At 44.6% G+C, this 19304-nt stretch carries 14 protein-coding genes, 4 tRNA genes and 1 pseudogene; 14 read left to right on the top strand and 5 right to left on the bottom strand.

The window, feature by feature from the left end; all coding sequences use genetic code 11:
• The first annotated feature begins 155 nt into the window (after nt 1–155).
• The 9 genes from K6Y21_RS17140 (at nt 156) to adk (ending at nt 7434) form a co-directional block, all read left to right on the top strand.
• Nucleotides 156–231: transfer RNA gene (locus K6Y21_RS17140), tRNA-Gly, on the top strand.
• Nucleotides 232–257: 26 nt separating this feature from the next.
• A tRNA-Cys gene (locus K6Y21_RS17135) sits at nt 258–331 on the top strand.
• 11 nt (nt 332–342) lie between these two features.
• Nucleotides 343–429 (top strand) — tRNA-Leu (locus K6Y21_RS17130).
• Between the two features lie 187 nt (nt 430–616).
• A tRNA-Gly gene (locus K6Y21_RS17125) sits at nt 617–692 on the top strand.
• 96 nt (nt 693–788) lie between these two features.
• Nucleotides 789–1718 carry an autotransporter domain-containing protein gene (locus K6Y21_RS17120; RefSeq protein ID WP_233073112.1) on the top strand — a complete coding sequence of 310 codons (930 nt, stop codon included), beginning with the start codon at nt 789–791 and terminating at the stop codon, nt 1716–1718.
• 14 nt (nt 1719–1732) lie between these two features.
• Complete coding sequence (gene recR / locus K6Y21_RS17115; RefSeq protein ID WP_233073111.1) at nt 1733–2335, top strand: recombination mediator RecR; 603 nt, start codon at nt 1733–1735, stop codon at nt 2333–2335.
• 106 nt (nt 2336–2441) lie between these two features.
• Nucleotides 2442–4352 carry a molecular chaperone HtpG gene (gene htpG / locus K6Y21_RS17110; protein WP_233073110.1) on the top strand — a complete coding sequence of 637 codons (1911 nt, stop codon included), beginning with the start codon at nt 2442–2444 and terminating at the stop codon, nt 4350–4352.
• A 241-nt stretch (nt 4353–4593) separates the two neighbouring features.
• Nucleotides 4594–6660, top strand: coding sequence for a sensor domain-containing diguanylate cyclase (locus tag K6Y21_RS17105; protein ID WP_233073109.1), 2067 nt, complete (start codon nt 4594–4596; stop codon nt 6658–6660).
• A gap of 129 nt (nt 6661–6789) precedes the next feature.
• Nucleotides 6790–7434, top strand: coding sequence for an adenylate kinase (gene adk, locus K6Y21_RS17100; RefSeq protein ID WP_233073108.1), 645 nt, complete (start codon nt 6790–6792; stop codon nt 7432–7434).
• 146 nt (nt 7435–7580) lie between these two features.
• On the opposite strand, the gene K6Y21_RS17095 is transcribed toward adk, so the two are convergent.
• The gene (locus tag K6Y21_RS17095) at nt 7581–8027 is read right to left on the bottom strand and encodes a hypothetical protein (protein ID WP_233073107.1); all 447 of its coding nucleotides are present in this window, start codon (nt 8025–8027) and stop codon (nt 7581–7583) included.
• Nucleotides 8028–8235: 208 nt separating this feature from the next.
• Here K6Y21_RS17095 and K6Y21_RS17090 point away from each other — a divergent pair, with 208 nt between their 5' ends.
• The 3 genes from K6Y21_RS17090 (at nt 8236) to K6Y21_RS17080 (ending at nt 11590) form a co-directional block, all read left to right on the top strand.
• A complete protein-coding gene (locus tag K6Y21_RS17090) occupies nt 8236–9369 on the top strand; it encodes an SPFH domain-containing protein (protein ID WP_233073106.1) in 1134 nt (377 codons plus the stop codon).
• A 1-nt stretch (nt 9370) separates the two neighbouring features.
• A complete protein-coding gene (locus tag K6Y21_RS17085; RefSeq protein WP_233073105.1) occupies nt 9371–10465 on the top strand; it encodes a TFIIB-type zinc ribbon-containing protein in 1095 nt (364 codons plus the stop codon).
• Nucleotides 10466–10966: 501 nt separating this feature from the next.
• Nucleotides 10967–11590 (top strand): fumarylacetoacetate hydrolase family protein, encoded by a 624-nt coding sequence (locus K6Y21_RS17080; RefSeq protein ID WP_233073104.1) that lies wholly within the window; start codon nt 10967–10969, stop codon nt 11588–11590.
• Nucleotides 11591–11639: 49 nt separating this feature from the next.
• Here the strand turns inward: K6Y21_RS17080 and K6Y21_RS17075 are convergent, their stop codons facing one another.
• Nucleotides 11640–13040, bottom strand: a complete 1401-nt coding sequence (locus tag K6Y21_RS17075; protein ID WP_233073103.1) for a DEAD/DEAH box helicase — start codon at nt 13038–13040, stop codon at nt 11640–11642.
• 277 nt (nt 13041–13317) lie between these two features.
• On the opposite strand from K6Y21_RS17075, the gene K6Y21_RS17070 reads away from it, so the two are divergent.
• Together K6Y21_RS17070 and K6Y21_RS17065 are read left to right on the top strand one after the other, a co-directional pair.
• Nucleotides 13318–13656, top strand: coding sequence for a zinc ribbon domain-containing protein YjdM (locus K6Y21_RS17070; protein WP_233073102.1), 339 nt, complete (start codon nt 13318–13320; stop codon nt 13654–13656).
• A 264-nt stretch (nt 13657–13920) separates the two neighbouring features.
• Nucleotides 13921–14742, top strand: coding sequence for a sulfite exporter TauE/SafE family protein (locus K6Y21_RS17065; RefSeq protein ID WP_233073170.1), 822 nt, complete (start codon nt 13921–13923; stop codon nt 14740–14742).
• A gap of 116 nt (nt 14743–14858) precedes the next feature.
• On the opposite strand, the gene K6Y21_RS17060 is transcribed toward K6Y21_RS17065, so the two are convergent.
• The 3 genes and pseudogenes from K6Y21_RS17060 to K6Y21_RS17050 form a co-directional block, all read right to left on the bottom strand.
• Nucleotides 14859–15890 (bottom strand): methionine synthase, encoded by a 1032-nt coding sequence (locus K6Y21_RS17060; protein ID WP_233073101.1) that lies wholly within the window; start codon nt 15888–15890, stop codon nt 14859–14861.
• A 32-nt stretch (nt 15891–15922) separates the two neighbouring features.
• On the bottom strand, nt 15923–16897 hold the full coding sequence (locus K6Y21_RS17055) for a DUF1852 domain-containing protein (protein WP_233073100.1): 975 nt from the start codon (nt 16895–16897) through the stop codon (nt 15923–15925).
• A 1125-nt stretch (nt 16898–18022) separates the two neighbouring features.
• Nucleotides 18023–19304, bottom strand: a pseudogene (locus tag K6Y21_RS17050) (IS3 family transposase); the annotation flags it as partial.

Here is a 19304-nt window from a genome sequence, read left to right as displayed (position 1 = left end):
AATGAAGCGGTACAAGCTCAGCTGCGTTATATGAGACGCGACCTTTTGAGGTAGAGTTTGTAAAGCAAAAAGTAATTAAGCGGTACTAGCTCAGCTGTGTTATAAAGAGGCGCGACCTTTATACCAGAGCTAGTAAAGTAATAGAAAGATGCAAAGCGGTACTAGCTCAGCTGGTAGAGCGCGACCTTGCCAAGGTCGAGGTCACGAGTTCGAACCTCGTGTACCGCTCCAAATTAAAAAGAATCTCGTAAGAGAATGGCGGAATGGCAGAGTGGCCATGCAGCTGATTGCAAATCAGTCCACCTCGGTTCGACTCCGGGTTCCGCCTCCATTATTCGTGTCGCCCGGGTGGTGAAATTGGTAGACACAAGGGATTTAAAATCCCTCGCTGGTAACAGCGTGCCGGTTCAAGTCCGGCCCCGGGCACCATTCTAGTTGAACTAGAAAATAGCGAAAACATTTAAATGAAGCGGTACTAGCTCAGCTGCGTTAAATGAGACGCGACCTTTTGAGGTAGAGTTGGTAAAGTAAAAAGTAATTAAGCTGTACTAGCTCAGCTGCGTTAAATGAGACGCGACCTTTTGAGGTAGAGATGGTAAAGCAAAAAGTATATGAAGCGGTACTAGCTCAGCTGGTAGAGCGCGACCTTGCCAAGGTCGAGGTCACGAGTTCGAACCTCGTGTACCGCTCCAAATCAAGAAGCCTGACGTAAAGTCAGGTTTTTTTTTTGCGTGAGAAAAAGTAAAATCATACGATAAATGGTTAATTCATACTGGGCTGTCGTTTTTATGATGAAATTTTTGTTTGGGTTGCTCTTGTATAGCCTGATGGCTGTCGGCCATGCAGCAACGGCAGATCTGGAAAAATTAATGGCCAAGCAAGCGAATGCCGCGCTTGCATTGATGTCGTTTAGTATCGTGCCTGATGTCACGACAAGCACACTCAACATCAAAAATAAAAATACGGAAGATGCTGCATTGATGCTTACTCAATTGGGCGGAGGGGCGACGTTATCAGAATCAACACCTATATACCTAGAAGGCACGTTAGCCTACAGCCGATACGATCCTACCTTTGTCATTACCCGAGGTGAAAACACCCAGTCTGTTCCACTTAAATGGAACAGTGTCTCTGTCAGTGGAGGTATTGGCTGGGACTTTCCCATTGCGCAAGATTGGGTAGTCAGGCCCATCGTCAATATTGCATTGGGCCACGTTGTCAGTGACTTGCGCATCGCCCAGTGGTATATCAATGATAAGTATGATCTTGATTTCTCATTCATCGACGGCGGCCGGTTGAATGCCGTTGGTTTTGGTGGTTCAGTGATGTTGGATTACGAGCTGGTATCGCCCAAGCACGATTTAGATTTAGAACTGAGGTATAGCTACATCCGCCTTGAAAGCTTTGGGTCGAGTTCGCGAGCCATAGAAGGCCAAGCGAATGCAGAAAACCTGTCCGTCTACATGCGGCGGCGCGCGCCCACTGGCTATAAAATGTTACAAAGGCCAATACGATATGTACTAGAAGGGGCTCATACGCAGTTTTTAGGTGAGCAGCGTGGCGCATTAGGATTTGATTATATGAGCTCAACAGGTATTGGTATTGAGCTTGATTCAAGTGCTTATGATGTATTCATTACACGAACACGCTTGGTGCTGCGATATATGTTTGGTCAAAATACTGATGGTTACTCACTTGGCTTAGCAATGAGCTTTTAACGATGGAGTTTTGAATGAGTTTTAGCCCGTTATTGGATGATTTAATTAAAAGCTTACAATGCCTTCCCGGTGTAGGGCCAAAATCGGCACAACGCATGGCCTTTTATTTGCTGGATAAAAACCGGACAGGGGCAAGTCAATTAAGCGGAGCAATTGATAAGGCAATCAACCAAATCGGCCATTGTCAGCGCTGTCGCACCTTTACTGAAGATGAAATTTGTCGCTTGTGTGCGAATCCAAAACGCCATCAAAGTGGTCAATTATGCGTGGTCGAAACACCGGCAGATCTTCTGGCCATAGAGCAAACAGCACAGTTTTCTGGCACCTATTTTGTGTTGATGGGTCATTTATCACCCCTCGATGGCATCGGTCCGTCTGATATAGGTTTAGACATTTTAGCTCGTCAGTTAGGGCAAGGTGGAATACAAGAGCTGATTTTAGCCACCAACCCAACGGTTGAGGGCGAAGCCACTGCCTATTATATTGCAGAGCTAGCCAAACAGCATGATATTCAAGTCAGTCGCATTGCCCATGGTGTGCCTGTCGGCGGTGAGCTTGAACTGGTTGATGGCACCACCTTATCTCACTCATTTGCCGGTCGAGTGGCGTTAAAATAACCTTTCTTCAGATAATAAGGGAAAATTTTAGTTTTTCCCTTGAAACCCCTCACTAGCAGCCCCACTGTTATTCCTAGTGTTAAACCCTATGAATAAGAGACGTAAGATGACAGACGCCGTTCATACAGAAACTCATGGCTTTCAAGCCGAAGTAAAACAATTATTACAATTAATGATTCACTCTTTGTACAGCAACAAAGAAATCTTCCTTCGTGAGTTAGTATCTAATGCTGCAGATGCCTCCGATAAGCTGCGCTTTAAGGCATTGTCTGATGCTTCACTCTATGAAAACGATGGTGATTTAAAAGTCCGTTTAAGCTTTGATAAAGACGCTAAAACCATCACTATTGCCGATAACGGTATCGGGATGACGCGTGATGAGGTTATTGAACACCTAGGTACGATTGCAAAATCCGGTACGAAAGAATTTTTTAATCAGCTATCGGGTGATCAAGCCAAAGATTCGCAACTGATTGGCCAATTCGGTGTGGGTTTCTATTCTGCCTTTATTGTGGCTGATAAAGTGACGGTTAACACCCGTGCCGCTGGGGTCGCCGCCGAACAAGGTGTGCAATGGCAATCTGCAGGGGAGGGCGATTACACCGTTGCTGATATTACTAAAGCTGATCGCGGCACAGAAATCATCTTACACTTACGTGAGGGTGAAGAAGACTTGTTAAACGATTGGCAACTGCGTCAAATTGTTAGCAAATACTCAGACCACATCAGTATCCCTGTCGAAATGTACAAGGATGAAGAGCCTGAATCTGAAGGCCCTGAGGGTGAAAAAATCCCAGCCGTCCCAGGCCATTGGGAAGCCATTAACAAAGCAACCGCTTTGTGGACGCGAAACAAGTCGGATATCTCAGATCAAGAGTATTGTGAATTTTACAAGCACATATCACACGACTTTGAAGATCCCCTAAAATGGGTTCATAACCGTGTAGAGGGTGAACAAGAATACACCAGCTTATTGTATATTCCGTCTCGTGCACCGTTTGATTTGTGGAATCGTGAAAAACAGCATGGCCTTAAGCTGTATGTTCAGCGCGTCTTTATTATGGATGATGCTGATCAGTTCATGCCAACCTATTTACGATTTGTGAAGGGCATTTTAGATTCAAACGATCTGCCATTAAACGTGTCTCGTGAGATTTTACAAGATACTAAAGTGACCGCAAAATTACGTAGTGCTTGTAGCAAGCGTGTGCTGTCAATGCTTGATAAGTTGGCTAAGGACGAAGAGAAATACCAAGGCTTTTGGAATGAGTTTGGCCAAGTGCTAAAAGAAGGCCCAGCCGAAGACTTCAGCAACAAGGAAAAGATAGCTAAGTTGTTGCGTTTTGCTTCTACACACACAGATGAAGCGACACAGAATGTCTCCTTTGACGCTTATGTTGAGCGCATGAAAGAAGGTCAGGAAAAGATATACTACATTACCGCCGATAGTTTCAATGCAGCTAAAAACTCACCGCATCTTGAGATATTCCGTAAGAAAGGCATTGAAGTGTTCTTAATGTATGATCGCATTGATGAATGGCTACTCAGCCACCTTAGCGAATTTGATGGCAAGCAACTGGTTTCCATCACTAAAGGTGATCTTGACCTAGGTGACTTAGAAGATGCCGAGTCAAAAGAGCAAAAAGAGAAGCAAGAAAGTGAGTTTGCCAGCTTCCTTGAGCGAGCTAAGACCGCATTAGGCGACCAAGTGGCTGAGGTCAAATTAACTCACCGACTCACTGATACGCCGTCATGTATCGTTGCTGGAGCTCATGACATGAGCACACAAATGATCAAACTGATGCAGTCTGTTGGCCAAACAGTACCAGAGCAAAAACCCGTTTTTGAATTAAACCCTGATCACAGTATGGTCAAACATGTGGCTGATATTCAAGACGAAGACACTTTCACGCAGTGGCTAAATTTGCTGTTAGACCAAGCCGTGCTATCAGAGAAAGGCAGTTTGGATGATCCTTCACAGTTTGTACGTCGCATCAACGAGTTGTTAATGAAATAGTGCATGGTGTGATTTGAGATAGGGGGGAGCTTAGGCTCCCTTTTTTATTGTCAGGACACTGTTTATGTTGAATGTATCAATAGTGATGAGTAAAAGTATGAGGTACGCCAATAAAATAAGATTTTCATTTCGCTAGACCTTAGCGACCCTCCTAGATGTGTTAGAATGAGGGGAAATTAACAATAAAGCACGGATGCGCTTTGATGTTTGTTATGCAAACCTTGATACGGAAACTCACCCTATGCAAATAAGGCTACCAGTATTTGCTGTTTTACTGATATTTGCCGTTGCCATTATCCCAGCTTGTTTGGTTACTGTTTTACAGTACAAGCAGACATACCAAGCGATTGAAAAATCCGCTCAAGCGAACATGGCCTTGCATGCAAAACTTGCCAATGAAAAGTTAGTCAATCACATTGCCATGTTTACCCTTAGCATCAGTTATTTTGCTAAAGAAAAGGGTGCGCAAGATCTAGAAAATGTTTCGATCCGCCTACTCAATAACTCATTAAGGCAATTTTCAAACACGTACAGCGGTATTGACTCGCTTTATGTACTTGATGCCAACGGGGCGGTGAAAACGGGTATTGGCGCGAGTATTGAAGATGTTCAGCAAGCTGACTTTTTTGCCAAGTTAAAGCAGCTTAAAGCAGGGCCAAAACAAAGTGGCTTTATCCATATTAGCAATGCAAAGTTGTTTCCCAATTCCATTACCCCTTACGGTTTGGGCATTGTGACGCCAATATTACGTGCCGATGATGAAGTGCAAGGTTATTTAGTTGCCTTGATTGCCAATGATACCCTAAGTCAGATCCTGCGGATTGTGCTGCCGGAGTATAACGTCGCGTTTTACTTGAGTGGTAAATGGATAGGTGGGGAGTATTGGAGTGATCCAACGGGTTACAGTTTTCATGACTTTAAAGTAACCCTTAAACCTAAGGGGTTTGCCAATGCTTATTCATTAACGGTCAAACTGGCTGAGCCAACGGAGCGCTTAGGCAATCAAGTCGAAGAGGTTGCCTCTCCTATTATTAGTACCCAGTTAGCATTAATTGGTATTTTACTGATCCTAACGCTTATCTTTGCGCACCTTACGTCACGAACACTGGGGCGATTAAACAATCTGATACGAGACTTTCAGTCCGATTCAAATGCACCGCAACGTCACAGTTTCTTTATCGTAGAGTTTAGCCAAGTGTTTAAAATGTTCAGCGATATGAAACGAACCATAGGTCAACAAGTCATCCATCTGAAGAAGAAAAATGATGAGTTGGTTAATGCTGACTTGGTGAGACAAGAATACATAGACAAGGTAGAAGAGCTCAACCGAGACTTAGAAGACAAGGTTTACCAACGCACAGCCGAATTAGAACACACATTACATTTGGTTAAAGAAGGTAACGAAGTACTTGAGCGGGTGATCATGTTTCGGCGTGCACTGCAAAATGTCAACTCTAATGAAGACATTGCCATCCTCACGTTAGAAAACTTAGAACAAACGATAGAGCAACTCCAGTTTGCCATTTATCTCAGTGAAGGGCGGGGCAATGGTGAGGTTAAGCTGCAATCTGCCAGTGCGAATTTTGACCTAGACGCGATGTTGATTGAAATAATGCATCTAGGCGATGAAGCTTGGCATCAGGGGGTATGTTCTCTTGAAAGCGGTATTCCCGTACTGAGGTTAGGAAGCGTTAAACAACCTGTTGGCTGGCTTGCGGGAAACAAAATGCCAGAGCTGGAATACTCGCAGTGGCTATTATTATTCAGCAAAGAGCTCAGTAACTTCCTTGAGATCCGTGCATTAACCCAAGAGTTGGATTACTTAGCCAGCACAGATAGTTTAACCGGCTTAGGTAACCGCAAAGCATTTGACGACGACATGCTTGCTTTTGAAACACAACTCGATTCAGAAGTTGGGCTGTTTATCATCGACGTTAATGGTCTTAAGCAAGTGAATGACAACAAAGGCCATGAAGTAGGTGACAAATTATTGGTTAAGGTCGCTGAATTTATCCGTCACTGTGCGCAAGGGATCACTGAGCGCTGTTACCGTTTAGGCGGTGATGAATATGCCATCATCCTGAGTAATGAACAGTTAAAAATGAGCCAAGACTTATACCGTCGGCTGGTGAAGGAGCAGGCAAAAGTGGATTTTGCGTTTGATGTGTTAGGTGGCTTTGATAAGTTTAGTTGCAGCATAGGCTATGCATCAACAGAGAATACAATATTTTCAATGCTTTATAGCGTAGCCGATCAAAATATGTATAGCGTAAAAAAAGATCACTATAAACATATTAGGCAACGTTAAGTGCAGCATTAGATGAAAGTGTAATCTGGAAAAACTGACATAGACTTGAGAAATCGCAGGCAGCAGTGTAAATTGCTGCTTCCAAATTTAAATAATCATAGATAAGCACAATCATTAGGGGAGTTTTTTATGCGCATTATTCTTTTAGGCGCGCCAGGGGCAGGCAAGGGTACACAAGCTCAATTCATCATGGAAAAATACAACATTCCACAAATTTCTACTGGTGACATGCTGCGTGCAGCAATCAAAGCGGGTACTGAGCTAGGCCTGAAAGCAAAAGAAGTAATGGATGCAGGTCAACTCGTATCCGATGATTTAATCATTGGCTTAGTGAAAGAGCGTGTTGCGCAAGATGACTGTAAAGGTGGTTTCCTTCTAGACGGTTTTCCACGTACTATTCCACAAGCAAATGCAATGAAAGAAAACGGCATCGATGTCGATTTCACGTTAGAGTTTGACGTGCCAGACGAAGAAATCGTTAAACGCATGAGCGGTCGCCGTGTTCACCCTGGCTCTGGTCGTGTTTATCATGTGGTTTACAATCCACCAAAAGTGGAAGGTAAAGATGATGTTACCGGTGAAGACTTGGCCATTCGTCCAGATGACGTGGAAGAAACCGTACGTAAACGCTTAGGGATTTATCACGAGCAAACTAAGCCATTAGTTGAGTTCTACACTAAAGATGCTGAAGCTGGTTTAAGCAAGTATTTCAAGCTTGATGGTACGCAAAGTGTTGACGCTATCAGCAAAGAGTTAGCGGATATCTTAGGTTAAGCTAAACCTGCAGTAAAAAAGCCTCCAGTATGGAGGCTTTTTTGATCGCACTTGGTATATCACCTAACATTTCTCACCTTATGCTTCTCGCTTTGGCAAGCTGGGGGCTCCTGCTGCAAATATATCTGTACCCATGTCGACCCCCTTTAATGAAGCGTCTTATAGTTAGCTAAATGGGCCATATCAGAACCATCAAGTAGAATGGCACTGCCCATGCCCATTTTTGCGGCTTGCTTTAACGCTTTTAAACTGGCTCCTTGTAAGCCACTGCTATCACAAACCACTAACCGAGTATGAATGGACTCAAGGGCCAGCGCTAAGCATCGGGCCTTAGTACGTGACTTACTTGATCTTACAATTAAAATTTTTCTCCAGTCGACCCCATGAGCCGCTAAAAAGTCACAATCTAAATGGGCAGGTGGATCAATAAACACTAACCAGCCTGAAAGTTGACTGTGGTAGGCAAGTTTACTTACCCATTCGACACTTGAGGTCGTCTGCGCAGACAGTTTGGGCGCAGTGGTTAGCTTTGGGCCTAGGTGCATGGTTGAAGGTGTCATGGAGCCAAAGTGGGTGGATAGTGTTTGCTGCATGATTAAAGTCCTGTTTAAAAATACATACTGTATAAAACAACAGTATTTCATTTTCGGTATAAGATCAAGTTGATCGGGCAAAAAAAATACAGATGTCAGTGTGAAGTGCCCGCTTGCTAACTGAAGGAAAAATATTCCCTAGGCTGCGTTGTTTAACTAGGTTAATCTATTGTTATATTTGATAGTATTGTGATGTTTAGGTGGCTTTATGGGATTGTTTGATAAGTTTTTCGGCGAATTTATTGATATTGTGGAGTGGTTAGATCCTTCCCATAACACGTTGATTTATCGATTTGAACGCTATCAGAATGAATTAAAAAATGGGGCAAAATTAATCGTAAGGGAATCACAAGTTGCTGTGTTTATTGAACAAGGCAAGATTGCTGATGTGTTTAGTCCGGGAACCTACACCTTAACCACAGAAAATTTACCCGTCCTGAGTACCCTGCGTGGTTGGAAACATGGCTTCAACAGTCCGTTCAAGGCCGAAGTTTACTTTGTTAGTACCAAGCAATTTACCGACTTGAAGTGGGGCACCAAGAGCCCGATTACCTTACGCGATCCCGAGTTTGGCCCATGTCGATTACGCGCGTTCGGTAATTACTGCTTTCGCATAAGTGATCCTTGCCTGTTTATAAAAGAGATAGCTGGGACTGATGGCCAATTTACCACCGATGTAATCAGCCACCAACTACGCAATTTAATCATCACGTTTTTCAGTGACGCACTCGGTGAAGCAAAAATTCCAGTGCTTGATTTAGCGGCAAATTATCATGAGCTTGGTGATGTGATCAGATCGCCACTCGACCAACAATGTCAGCGTTACGGCCTAACCTTAACCAGCTTTTTAGTTGAGAATATCTCCTTACCGCCAGAAGTTGAACAAGCGCTAGATAAGCGCACCAGTATGGGGATCATTGGAGATTTAGGTAAGTTTACCCAATTTCAAGCAGCGCAAAGCATGGAGGCGGCCGCAGCCAATCCAGCTGGAGGGGCGAGTGAAGGCATAGGGCTTGGTGTAGGCATGGCAATGGCAAATCAAATGGCTAGCCATATGGCTAACCAAGGACAAGGTGGCACGGGGCAAAGCCAGCAAAACATTAATCCACAGGCTGTGACTCCGCCGCCATTACCTGCCACCGAACAGTTTCATGTTGGCCTAGATGGAAAAACGGTTGGGCCCTATGATATCCCACAACTGACTGAATTGATTCGCCAAGGTAAAGTTGGTGAAGCAACCCTGTTATGGCAACCCGGGATGAGTGGTTGGCAACCTGCTAGGGAAATAGAAGCAATTCAGTCTATTTTGCAGCAAACCCCACCGCCATTACCGGAGCAATAATGTGGAAGTCGTAAAACAACAAACTTGCAGTTGTCAGCAATGCGGTGCCCAGCTTAAGTTTGATTTAAAGGATCAGGTTTTAACTTGTCCCTACTGCCAGCATCAACAAACCATTGAGCAAAGCGATCAAGGTGTCTATGAACGCGATCTTGTTTTTGCTCTAGAGCAACAAAGTCAGGTGGCGGCATCAGAGCCGATTCATGGTTTTAATTGTGAGCAGTGTGGCGGCTATAACCAAATACAATCTTATCAATCTGCGGGGCTTTGCCTCTATTGCAATGCGCCCTATGTATTAGACCAGGTGCAATCTGAGCAGCATCTCATGCCGCAAGCCTTGCTGCCTTTTTCCATCAGTCAAGAAAGTGCGCAAAGAGAGATAAAAAAATGGTTGCATAGCCTATGGTTTGCACCAACAGGGTTAAAAAGGATCGCCAAGGTCAGTGATAAATTAAAGGGTATTTACTATCCGTTTTGGACCTTTGATGCCAATAGCTCAACTTACTACGAAGGCCAAAGAGGAACACATTACTACACCAATGAAACCTACACGACAACCGAAAATGGTAAGTCTGTGACACGGACTCGACGTGTCCAGCACACCCGCTGGGTAAACGTGTCGGGGCGCATTGAAAATAGCTTTGATGATGTGCTGGTTGCTGCCAACACGGCCTTACCAGAAACCAAACTTGATGCCTTGTCACCTTGGTTACTTGATCGCTTGATCCCTTACGATAAAGACTACCTGCGTGGATACGTGGCGCAAAGTTATAACGTGCCATTACGCCGCGGGTTTGACAATGCGAAACAAGCCATGGCTGGCGAGATCCGTCGAGGTATTTGTAACCAAATTGGTGGCGATGATCAGCGGGTCACTAATATGCAGCCCCATTATCGCGATTTAAGCTACAAATACATCTTGCTGCCCATTTGGTTAGGCGTATTTCGCTACCATAAAAAGTCATATCAAATCCTCGTTAATGCCAGAACGGGTGAAGTACAAGGAGAGCGGCCCTATAGCTGGCCGAAAATAACCCTCGCTGTTATCTTAGCGGCTAGCCTAGCTTATGGCGTGTGGCGCTTTTTTTCTGTCTTTTAGTTGTGTAGTAAATTACTGTTCTTTACATAAAATTAATATATTTTGTGTATTTAAGATATTTGTTATGTCAATCTCATTCCAGTTTGAGTTTCACGAAAATCAGCGCCGTGCAAACGTGCTGTCAGTAATGGGGGGCTGCTATCGCGAAACAGATCAAACTGAAAAATACTTAATACTTATGTAAATCCATATTGATATTAAATGATAGTGATTATCACTTGTATTTAATGGTGGCTTTTGATTATATTGGACTACTAATCATTATATGCAGCCTCATTAAATATATGAAAAAACGTGTTCAGTTATGGTTACTGAAAAATCCGAAAGTAGCCCTTGTCCTAGGTACTTTGTATGGCGTATTGATCGCATGCGGCCTTTTTTCAATGATGTTGGCAACGTCTGGTTTGCTACTTTCATTACTATTACAGACTAGGTGAATTGGCGTTAGCAAGGGCATAATGAGTCGAGCAACTGCCAAACAGGCGAATAAAAGGAGCGATGATGAACACGGTTAATTTTGGTCAAACCCAAGTTGCACCGTCAAAATTAGTCTGCATTGGACGAAATTATGTAGATCATATTAAAGAGTTAGATAATGAGATGCCCAGTGAGCCGGTGATCTTTCTCAAGCCCAATTCTGCCATCAGTGAGCAACTGTACCTTCATGAAAAAGATGATATACATTACGAGGCAGAAATTACCTTTATGGTAAAAGAGGGCAAGATGGTGGCGGTGGGCATCGGTTTCGATTTAACTAAACGCGATGTTCAAAGCCAATTAAAAGTTAAGGGGCTGCCATGGGAGAGAGCCAAAGCCTTTGACCGCTCTGCTGTATTTAGTCAATTTGTTCCGTTTACTGAAGATACAAGGGGCCTAATATTGAAGGTGTATATCAATGATGAGTTGGTCCAGTTGGCAAGTGATGAGCTTATGATCTACAAACCCAATCAGCTCCTTGAAGACATTCAACAGTTTATGACCTTAGCCGATGGTGATCTATTGTTAACCGGTACGCCTAAAGGGGTGGGTAAGCTGAAATTGGGCGATGTGTTTGAGGCAAAGCTTTATCATCACGAGCGACTGCTGGTGGCGGGGACATGGTCTGTTTTGGACTTCGCTAATTAAACCATTCACCCTTGCCTATCGGCAGGGGTGAAATTGCGTTTGGCTGAAATTAGCGGTATTTGCCACTTAACCAAGGATTACTCGGGTGTTCAGTTGAGCTTGAGCTCTCTTTACTTGGTTGCTCTTTTGCTATCTTTGGCTTAGGTTTGTTGTTTGGTACTTGCTTGTTGCGAGTCTGTTCATCCTTAGCTGTAGGTTTCACAAACGCATTTTGCTGTGATGTAGTTGATGACTTATCTCGTGGCTTGCCAGATGCTTTATTAGCCGAATGAGGTTTAGATTTAGGCTGATAATTCAAAATAGAAATCGGCACGGTCTTTTTCGGAAGAAACTCGGCAAACTCTTTACGTTCAATAATATGGCCTAGCCGGCTTTCAATGGCGCACAGGTTGCGAAAATCATCTTTTGACACAAACGAAATCGCTTCACCCGTATTGCCGGCGCGGCCTGTACGGCCTATGCGATGAATGTATTCATCTGCTTGGTCTGGCAGATCGTAATTAACCACACGGCTAAGCTCTTGAATATCAATGCCGCGAGACGCTACGCCCGTGGCCACCAAAAATTGCAGTTTGCCCGCTTTAAAATCGGCTAACAGCTGCTCACGCGCCGCTTGACTGCGACCACTGTGAAAGGCTTCGGCGCTAATGTCGCGCTTGGCCAATTGGCTAACTAATTTTGCCGCGCCATGTTTGGTTTGGATAAATATCAGCGCTTGTTGCCAATTTTGCCCTTTGATGAGGTGGCTAAGTAAGGCTGATTTTTTATCTTTATCCACCGTGGTCAGCCATTGATTAATGGCCGCTGCGCTGGTTTGTTGACTGTCGATGGAAATTTCCAGCGGGTTTTGAATGGCCGTTTTGGCTAAAAATCGCACCTGAGGCGATAAGGTTGCGGAAAATAATAAGTTTTGTCGCTCCTCAGGCAAGCGGGTAATGATCTTATTAATGGCTTCGATAAAGCCCATGTCTAACATGCGATCGGCTTCATCAAGTACTAAGGTCGACACTTGATCAAAATGCACGGCGCGCTGGCCATATAAATCCAATAAACGCCCCGGTGTGGCAACCAAGATATCAACGCCCTCGATTAAACGCTGTTTTTGCGGCGCTATGTCCACACCGCCATACATGGCCATGGAGCGCACCGACAGGTATTTGCCATACAGGGCAATACTGGCTTCTACTTGGATCGCCAACTCACGGGTTGGCGTTAAAATCAGCGCGCGAATTCGCTTGGGCCGAATCGGCGGTAAACCTTGAAATTGCTGCAATAAAGGCAATACAAAACTGGCGGTTTTACCTGTACCTGTTTGCGCGCCAGCAAGCAAGTCTTTCCCCGCTAAAATAGCCGGAATGGCCTGCTGCTGGATCGGGGTGGGCGCGGTGTAATTTAATTCGCTCAGGGCGTTTAATATAGGGTTACTTAACCCCAGTTTTGAAAATGGCATGGAGATCTCAAACAGATAGAAAAAATGCAAACAATGCGGCATATAATCTGCGGCAATGCATAGCACTAGAGTATATCAGAAATCCAGCGCTAAGCTTATGGCAAATCTTTCATCTGCAAGGGTTATTGATAGCTCGTAAAATTAGTCAAATCGTTTTAGAATAACCCTTTATCTTATCAGGACAAATAGACTAAGCCGCTTGTGGTTAGGCTAGGTTATATGTGTGCTAACGGCCTGGATTGTCCTGAATTGAACGTTACTAAATTAAGTGAGTATTATGTCTTTACCTCCATGCCCAAAATGTGATTCGGCTTTTGTTTACCCCGATCAATCGCAATTGATTTGTCCTGAATGTGGCCACGAATGGAACCCTGATGAGATTGCTGCAGAGGACGCTGCACCAACCGCCAAAGATGCCAACGGCGCTGAGCTACAAGTAGGTGACAAGGTTACTTTTATTAAAGATCTTAAAGTGAAAGGCAGCTCATTAGTGTTAAAGATTGGCACCAAGGCACTGATCAGACAAATCGTTGATGGCAAAGATCATGAGCTGGACTGTAAGGTGGATGGCGCGGGGGAAATGATGATCACCGCTAAGTTTGTTAAAAAAGCTTAATCTGCAGGTCAGTAAACATGGGTGTAAATTTGTGCCATCAGCGCTGATTTACACCTTTATTCTTTGCGCACACCTCTCACCGGCTGCTTCCTGATGGCTATATATGAATATTTTTCAACAAAATATGAATATTTATCATTTCTATTCATTTAGCGACTACCAGTAAAATCCCGAGCTTATTGTTTTTCCGAGTCTGCACTTTGGACTTGATTATCAAAGTGCTCCCTTAGCCAGATTGATTAGAGATGAAAATACATGCAATGGATTGAGTTTTTGACAAATAACTTCCACACCTTACTCGCCCTGATCGCCACCGGCATTTTTGCTGGGGTGTTAGCTGGCTTGCTTGGAGTTGGGGGCGGGATTGTTATCGTGCCTGTGCTGTTTTTCTTGTTTCAAGGCTTTGGTGTGTCGCCGGAGTCGGCCATGGTGATTGCCACCGCGACGTCTTTGGCCACTATCGTGCCCACCTCTATTAGCTCAATACGCTCTCATTTAAAAAAGGGCAATGTGGATGTTGAGTTACTTAGACGCTGGGCGGGGTTTATTTTGATTGGCGTATTAGCGGGAAGCTGGCTAGTCACTCGGGTGAATGGCGAAATGCTGGCCTTGCTGTTCGGCGTTATTGCGATCCTGTCGGCGTTAAATATGTTGTTTCGTACCGGTAAATCAGCGCTATTTTCCCAATTGCCAGGCAAAGCGGGGCAAACCGTGATGGGCACGTCCATTGGCTTTTTTAGCTCTATGGTGGGCATAGGTGGTGGCACTATTTCTGTGCCTTTACTGACCTTATATAATTACCCCGCCCACAAAGCGGTCGGTACAGCGGCGGCAATTGGCTTGATTATTTCGCTGCCGGGAGCCATGGCGCTGTTAACCATGGGCACGGCACCTGTTGATGCCCCTGTTGGCACCTTTGGGTTAGTCAACCTTATCGGCTTTATCTGCATTGTGCCCCTGACTGTGTTGTTTGCACCTGTGGGGGCGTCGCTGGCGGCCAAATTAGATGCCGCTAAATTGAAAAAAATCTTTGCCTTGGTGCTATTGGTCACTGGGGGAAGGATGATGGCGCAGTTAATGCTTTAGCAATGGGTTATTGGTGGGAGCCCCAGTAATGGGGCGATGCGGTTGTTTTGTTTCACAATTTATCGCTGCATTACTGCAGCTCCCACAAACAGCAGCGCCACCAAATTAAACAAAATTTATTTTTTGATAAGCTCATTGCGCACAATCGCAGCGCCGGCACTTAGGGCGTTAAGCTTGGCGTTGGCAACTTGGCGCGATAACGGCGCCATGCCGCAGTTAGTGCAAGGGTAGAGCTTGTCGGCGTCGACAAATTGCAGCGCTTTTCTTAAGGTACTTGCCACTTCTTCCGGGGTTTCTATTTCATTACGGGCAACATCAATAGCACCGACCATCACTTTTTTACCTCGGATCAGTTCTAATAACTCCATGGGCACATGAGAGTTATGACATTCAAGGGAAATGATATCGATGTTGGATTGCTGTAATTTTGGAAACACGGCTTCGTATTGACGCCATTCTGAGCCCAAGGTTTTTTTCCAATCAGTGTTGGCCTTAATGCCATAGCCATAACAAATGTGCACCGCCGTTTCACACTTTAGCCCTTCAATGGCGCGCTCTAGGCAGGCAATGCCCCAATCATTCACATCATCAAAGAACACGTTAAAAGCTGGCTCATCAAATTGGATGATGTCAACACCTGCTGCTTCAAGCTCTTTTGCTTCTTGGTTTAGAATTTTGGCAAATTCCCAAGCCAGCTTTTCACGGCTTTGATAATGGGCATCATACAAGGTGTCTATCATGGTCATAGGCCCAGGCAGCGCCCACTTTATCGGTTGCTTGGTTTGCTGACGCAAAAATTTAGCGTCTTCCACAAACACAGATTTTGGTCTAGAAACAGGGCCAACCACGGTGGGTACGCTGGCTTCATAGCGATTGCGTATGGTCACGGTATGGCGATTTTCAAAATCCACCCCGTCAAGGTGCTCGATAAAGGTCGTCACAAAATGTTGGCGAGTTTGCTCACCATCGCTGACGATATCAACGCCCGCGTGCGCTTGCTCTTGCAACGATAAACGCAGCGCATCTTGTTTGCCGCTAATTAATTCATCGCTTTGCAATTTCCAAGGTGACCAAAGGGTTTCTGGCTCGGCTAGCCAAGTCGGTTTTGGCAAACTGCCAGCGGTAGAAGTCGGTAATAACGTTTTCATAATCTGTTTTGTCCCATCAAATTAGGTATCAATTAGGCGTAGCTAGCAGACCACTGCTCAAGAATGTGTTGGTAAGGCTTAATAAAGTGCTGCTCAGCAAATTTACCTTGCTCTTTCGCTAACTGACTGCGCTCAACGCGGTCGTACACAATTTGCGTTAATGAATGATCTGCATTGTTTAATTTTGGCTGATAGCATTTACCCGCTACCGCATTCGCGTTGTAGATTTCGGGACGGTAAATTTTTTGAAACGTCGCCATGGTGCTAATGGTGCTGATTAACTCTAAATTGGTGTAATCATTGAGTAGATCGCCAAAGAAATATAATGCAAATGGGGCAACGCTGTTCGGCGGCATAAAATAGCGCACCTGCAGACCCATTTGTTTAAAGTACAGCTCAGTTAATGACGATTCATTGGCCAGATACTCAAACCCTAATACCGGGTGCTGGTTTTCTGTTCTATGGTAAACCTTGCTATCTGACACACTTAAGCAGATCACCGGCGGTTTTTTAAAGTGCTGCTGATAGGTTTTCGAGTTAACAAAATGCTTAAAGAGTTTGCCGTGTAGCTCACCAAAATTATCCGGCACGCTAAAGCCGGTTTTGTCTTTGTTATGCTCAAGCAAGCGCACACTAAAGTCATAATCGCGCACATAAGATGAGAAGTTATTGCCCACTATGCCTTCAATGCGTTCATTGGTTTGCTGATCCACTATGGTGGTTTTAAGCACCTCAATGGAAGGGAAACTTTCACCGCTGCCGGCCACATCAATATCTACCGAGATGATATCGAGCTCAACGCGATAACGCTCACCCTTAGGGTTATCCCAATGGGCTAAAGCGTTAAAACTATTATCTATCATGGTTAAGGCATTGCGCAGATTCTGCTGGCGGTGCTCGCCGCGAGCCAGGTTAGCAAAGTTGGTCGTGATGCGCGTGTTTGCTGCTGGGCTGTAATGCTCATCAAGACGTATGCTTTTGATAGAAAAAGTGAAGTCTTTATTCATTGTGATTGGTGTCCCTGTCGTGCTGATTACTCGCCCATACACTGAGCGTCACTTGCCTGTCTGTTAAGTGGTCGTAAAAATTGACCTACATCAACATTTGATAGGTGATTTATACTTGGAAATTAACTTGAACAAAAACGATTTAATCTCAGGTTTAAAGTGAGATTTTTTCATATTGATAGAAGTGGTTAATGTAGATACTCTAATGCAACTGGCTATTTGGGCGCGGTAAATAAAATGAAAAAGCCTCGCTTTGTTCACATAAAATAGTTAATTTATTGATATATAATCACAAACAATCAGCCCATATATTTTCGGGGCCAAATTGGGGCTCGGTTATTTTAGTCTCGCTTTGATTTAGCTTGGGGTCAGAGTTAATTACGGATAAGCGAGATTAAGACGTTGATAAATGATTGTTTTAATGAGGTAGGCTTGAGCGCTAGTGTGCGGGTTTACCATGAAAAGTGTTGGATACATTGTTAAGAGTAAGCATGGCTGAACAATATTGCCCAAACTGTAAAGAGAAGGGTTTTGTGTGGTGTCTCGATGAAGATGTCAGCTCATATACTCAGTGGTTCTGTTCTATTTGTAAGTATCATGCTGAAGAGAGTGAGCCATTAGAAAGTGTGTGTAGTGAATGCAATACAAAGAACTTTATTTACCTCAAATCCGATGGAGAATTCTTCAGGTATTGTACGAATTGCAGATATAAAACAAAGGCTGAGCCATGGTAGTTGGTATTACTCTTAACAATCCTAGATAGCAACTCCAGCAAGCTGGCTGGACCTCCTTAAAATCGGCCGCAGCTGGGCGGCGTTAAGTAGTGAGCCGCAATTTAATGAATATATCCCGTATACATGACACATACTTCTCAATCTCATTGATCAGCCTTGTAATGGTACTTGTACTAATCCTCGGCGACGCGATGTATATTGGTATTTGGTATTATTTAACCATACCAATTGCTGCGTTATTGATTGCATGGGGCTTCAAGTCACCACCATTATTTCGAACTGGTACGATACTTGGACTGTCGGTTACACTTTTAATTTATCTTAGCCTCAACTGGAGCGCAGAACGTCCAGAGGGCGGCGTTTTTCAAGTTAGTTGTCACCATTAGCCGCTTTAGGCGGCCTGTTTTTCTGTCTGTTTAATTGACTCTTTTTCTGGATTCAACGTTGTCGGCCCAACCGGTGTACAGTTACGGGTATCACGTTTACCCCAGCGCATAGGATTCGCTGCTTTCGCGGCCTCTAATTTAGCTTTACGCTGAGCTAATATTGCTTCATCTTGCCCAGTATGTCGTTGGTGTGGTGTCACAAACCGTAACCTACTGTGTTTGTGCTCATAGTTATACCAGCGCTTAAACTTCAGCACCCAAGCTCTTGCTTCCTCAAGACTTTTGAAGCCTGCTGATGGCCAATCAGGCCGATATTTACACGTACGGAACAAGGACTCTGCGAACGGATTATCGTTACTTACCCTTGGCCTGTTATACGATGTCGTCACACCAAGCTCATAGGCTTTTACCCGCATGGTTTGTGACTTCATGGGGGCTCCGTTATCTGAGTGTAGTACTACGCCACTGTGTAAACATTTCTCCCGTAACAGTGTTTGCTCTAACAGCTGCGCCGCATGCTCACCAGACTCCTGTTCATGCACTTCGTCACCCACTATTTTCCGACTAAATAGGTCTTCAAGCATGTACAGGTAGTAAAATTGTCCGCGTACTGTGCTGGGTAAATAGGTGATGTCCCAGCAAAACACTTGACCCGGTCCCGTTGCTGTATAAGTCGTGGGTTGTGCTGACACTTTTCGCGTCATACTTCGTCCGCGGTGATGTAGCTGTCCATTAGCCTTTAATACCCGATAAAACGTTGACTCGGAGCCATAATACTCACCGTCATCAAGCAGGCTTGGTACTATTTGCGATGGCGGTAAACTGGCGAATTTGTCCAAGTTACACACCTCGATAATCTTGGCTTGCTCTGCCTCCGTGAACTTGTTCGCTGGCGTTGGACGAACCGCATCCGGCCGCTTATCAGTAGTTATCGAGCCATTGCGATACCAGCGCCGATAGGTACGTAAAGTGATCCCCACTTCACGGCAGGCAACATTAAGCCGAGCACCAGAGCGATTCGCTTCTTGTATCCACGACACATATTTTGTGCGCTGTGGGACAGACGTTAACCGTCCTCGCTGTCGTTCTCCCAAAGCGCATTTAACTTTTTTCGCAGCACTAAGATCGCTGCGGTTTCAGCTAATGCTTTTTCTTTTTCTCGCAGCTCACGTTTTAACTGTTTTATTTCTTTCTGATCCGCCTGGCGCTGTCGCTTCACCTCAATTTCTTGTTCGCGAGAGCTCATAAATCCTCTCAGTGAATCGGCTTTCCAAGCTTTTACTTGGT

The sequence above is a fragment of the Motilimonas eburnea genome, assembly GCF_021295345.1.
Taxonomy (GTDB): Bacteria; Pseudomonadota; Gammaproteobacteria; order Enterobacterales; family CBDFNC01; genus Motilimonas; species Motilimonas eburnea.
This window is presented reverse-complemented; position numbering and strand designations above follow the sequence as displayed.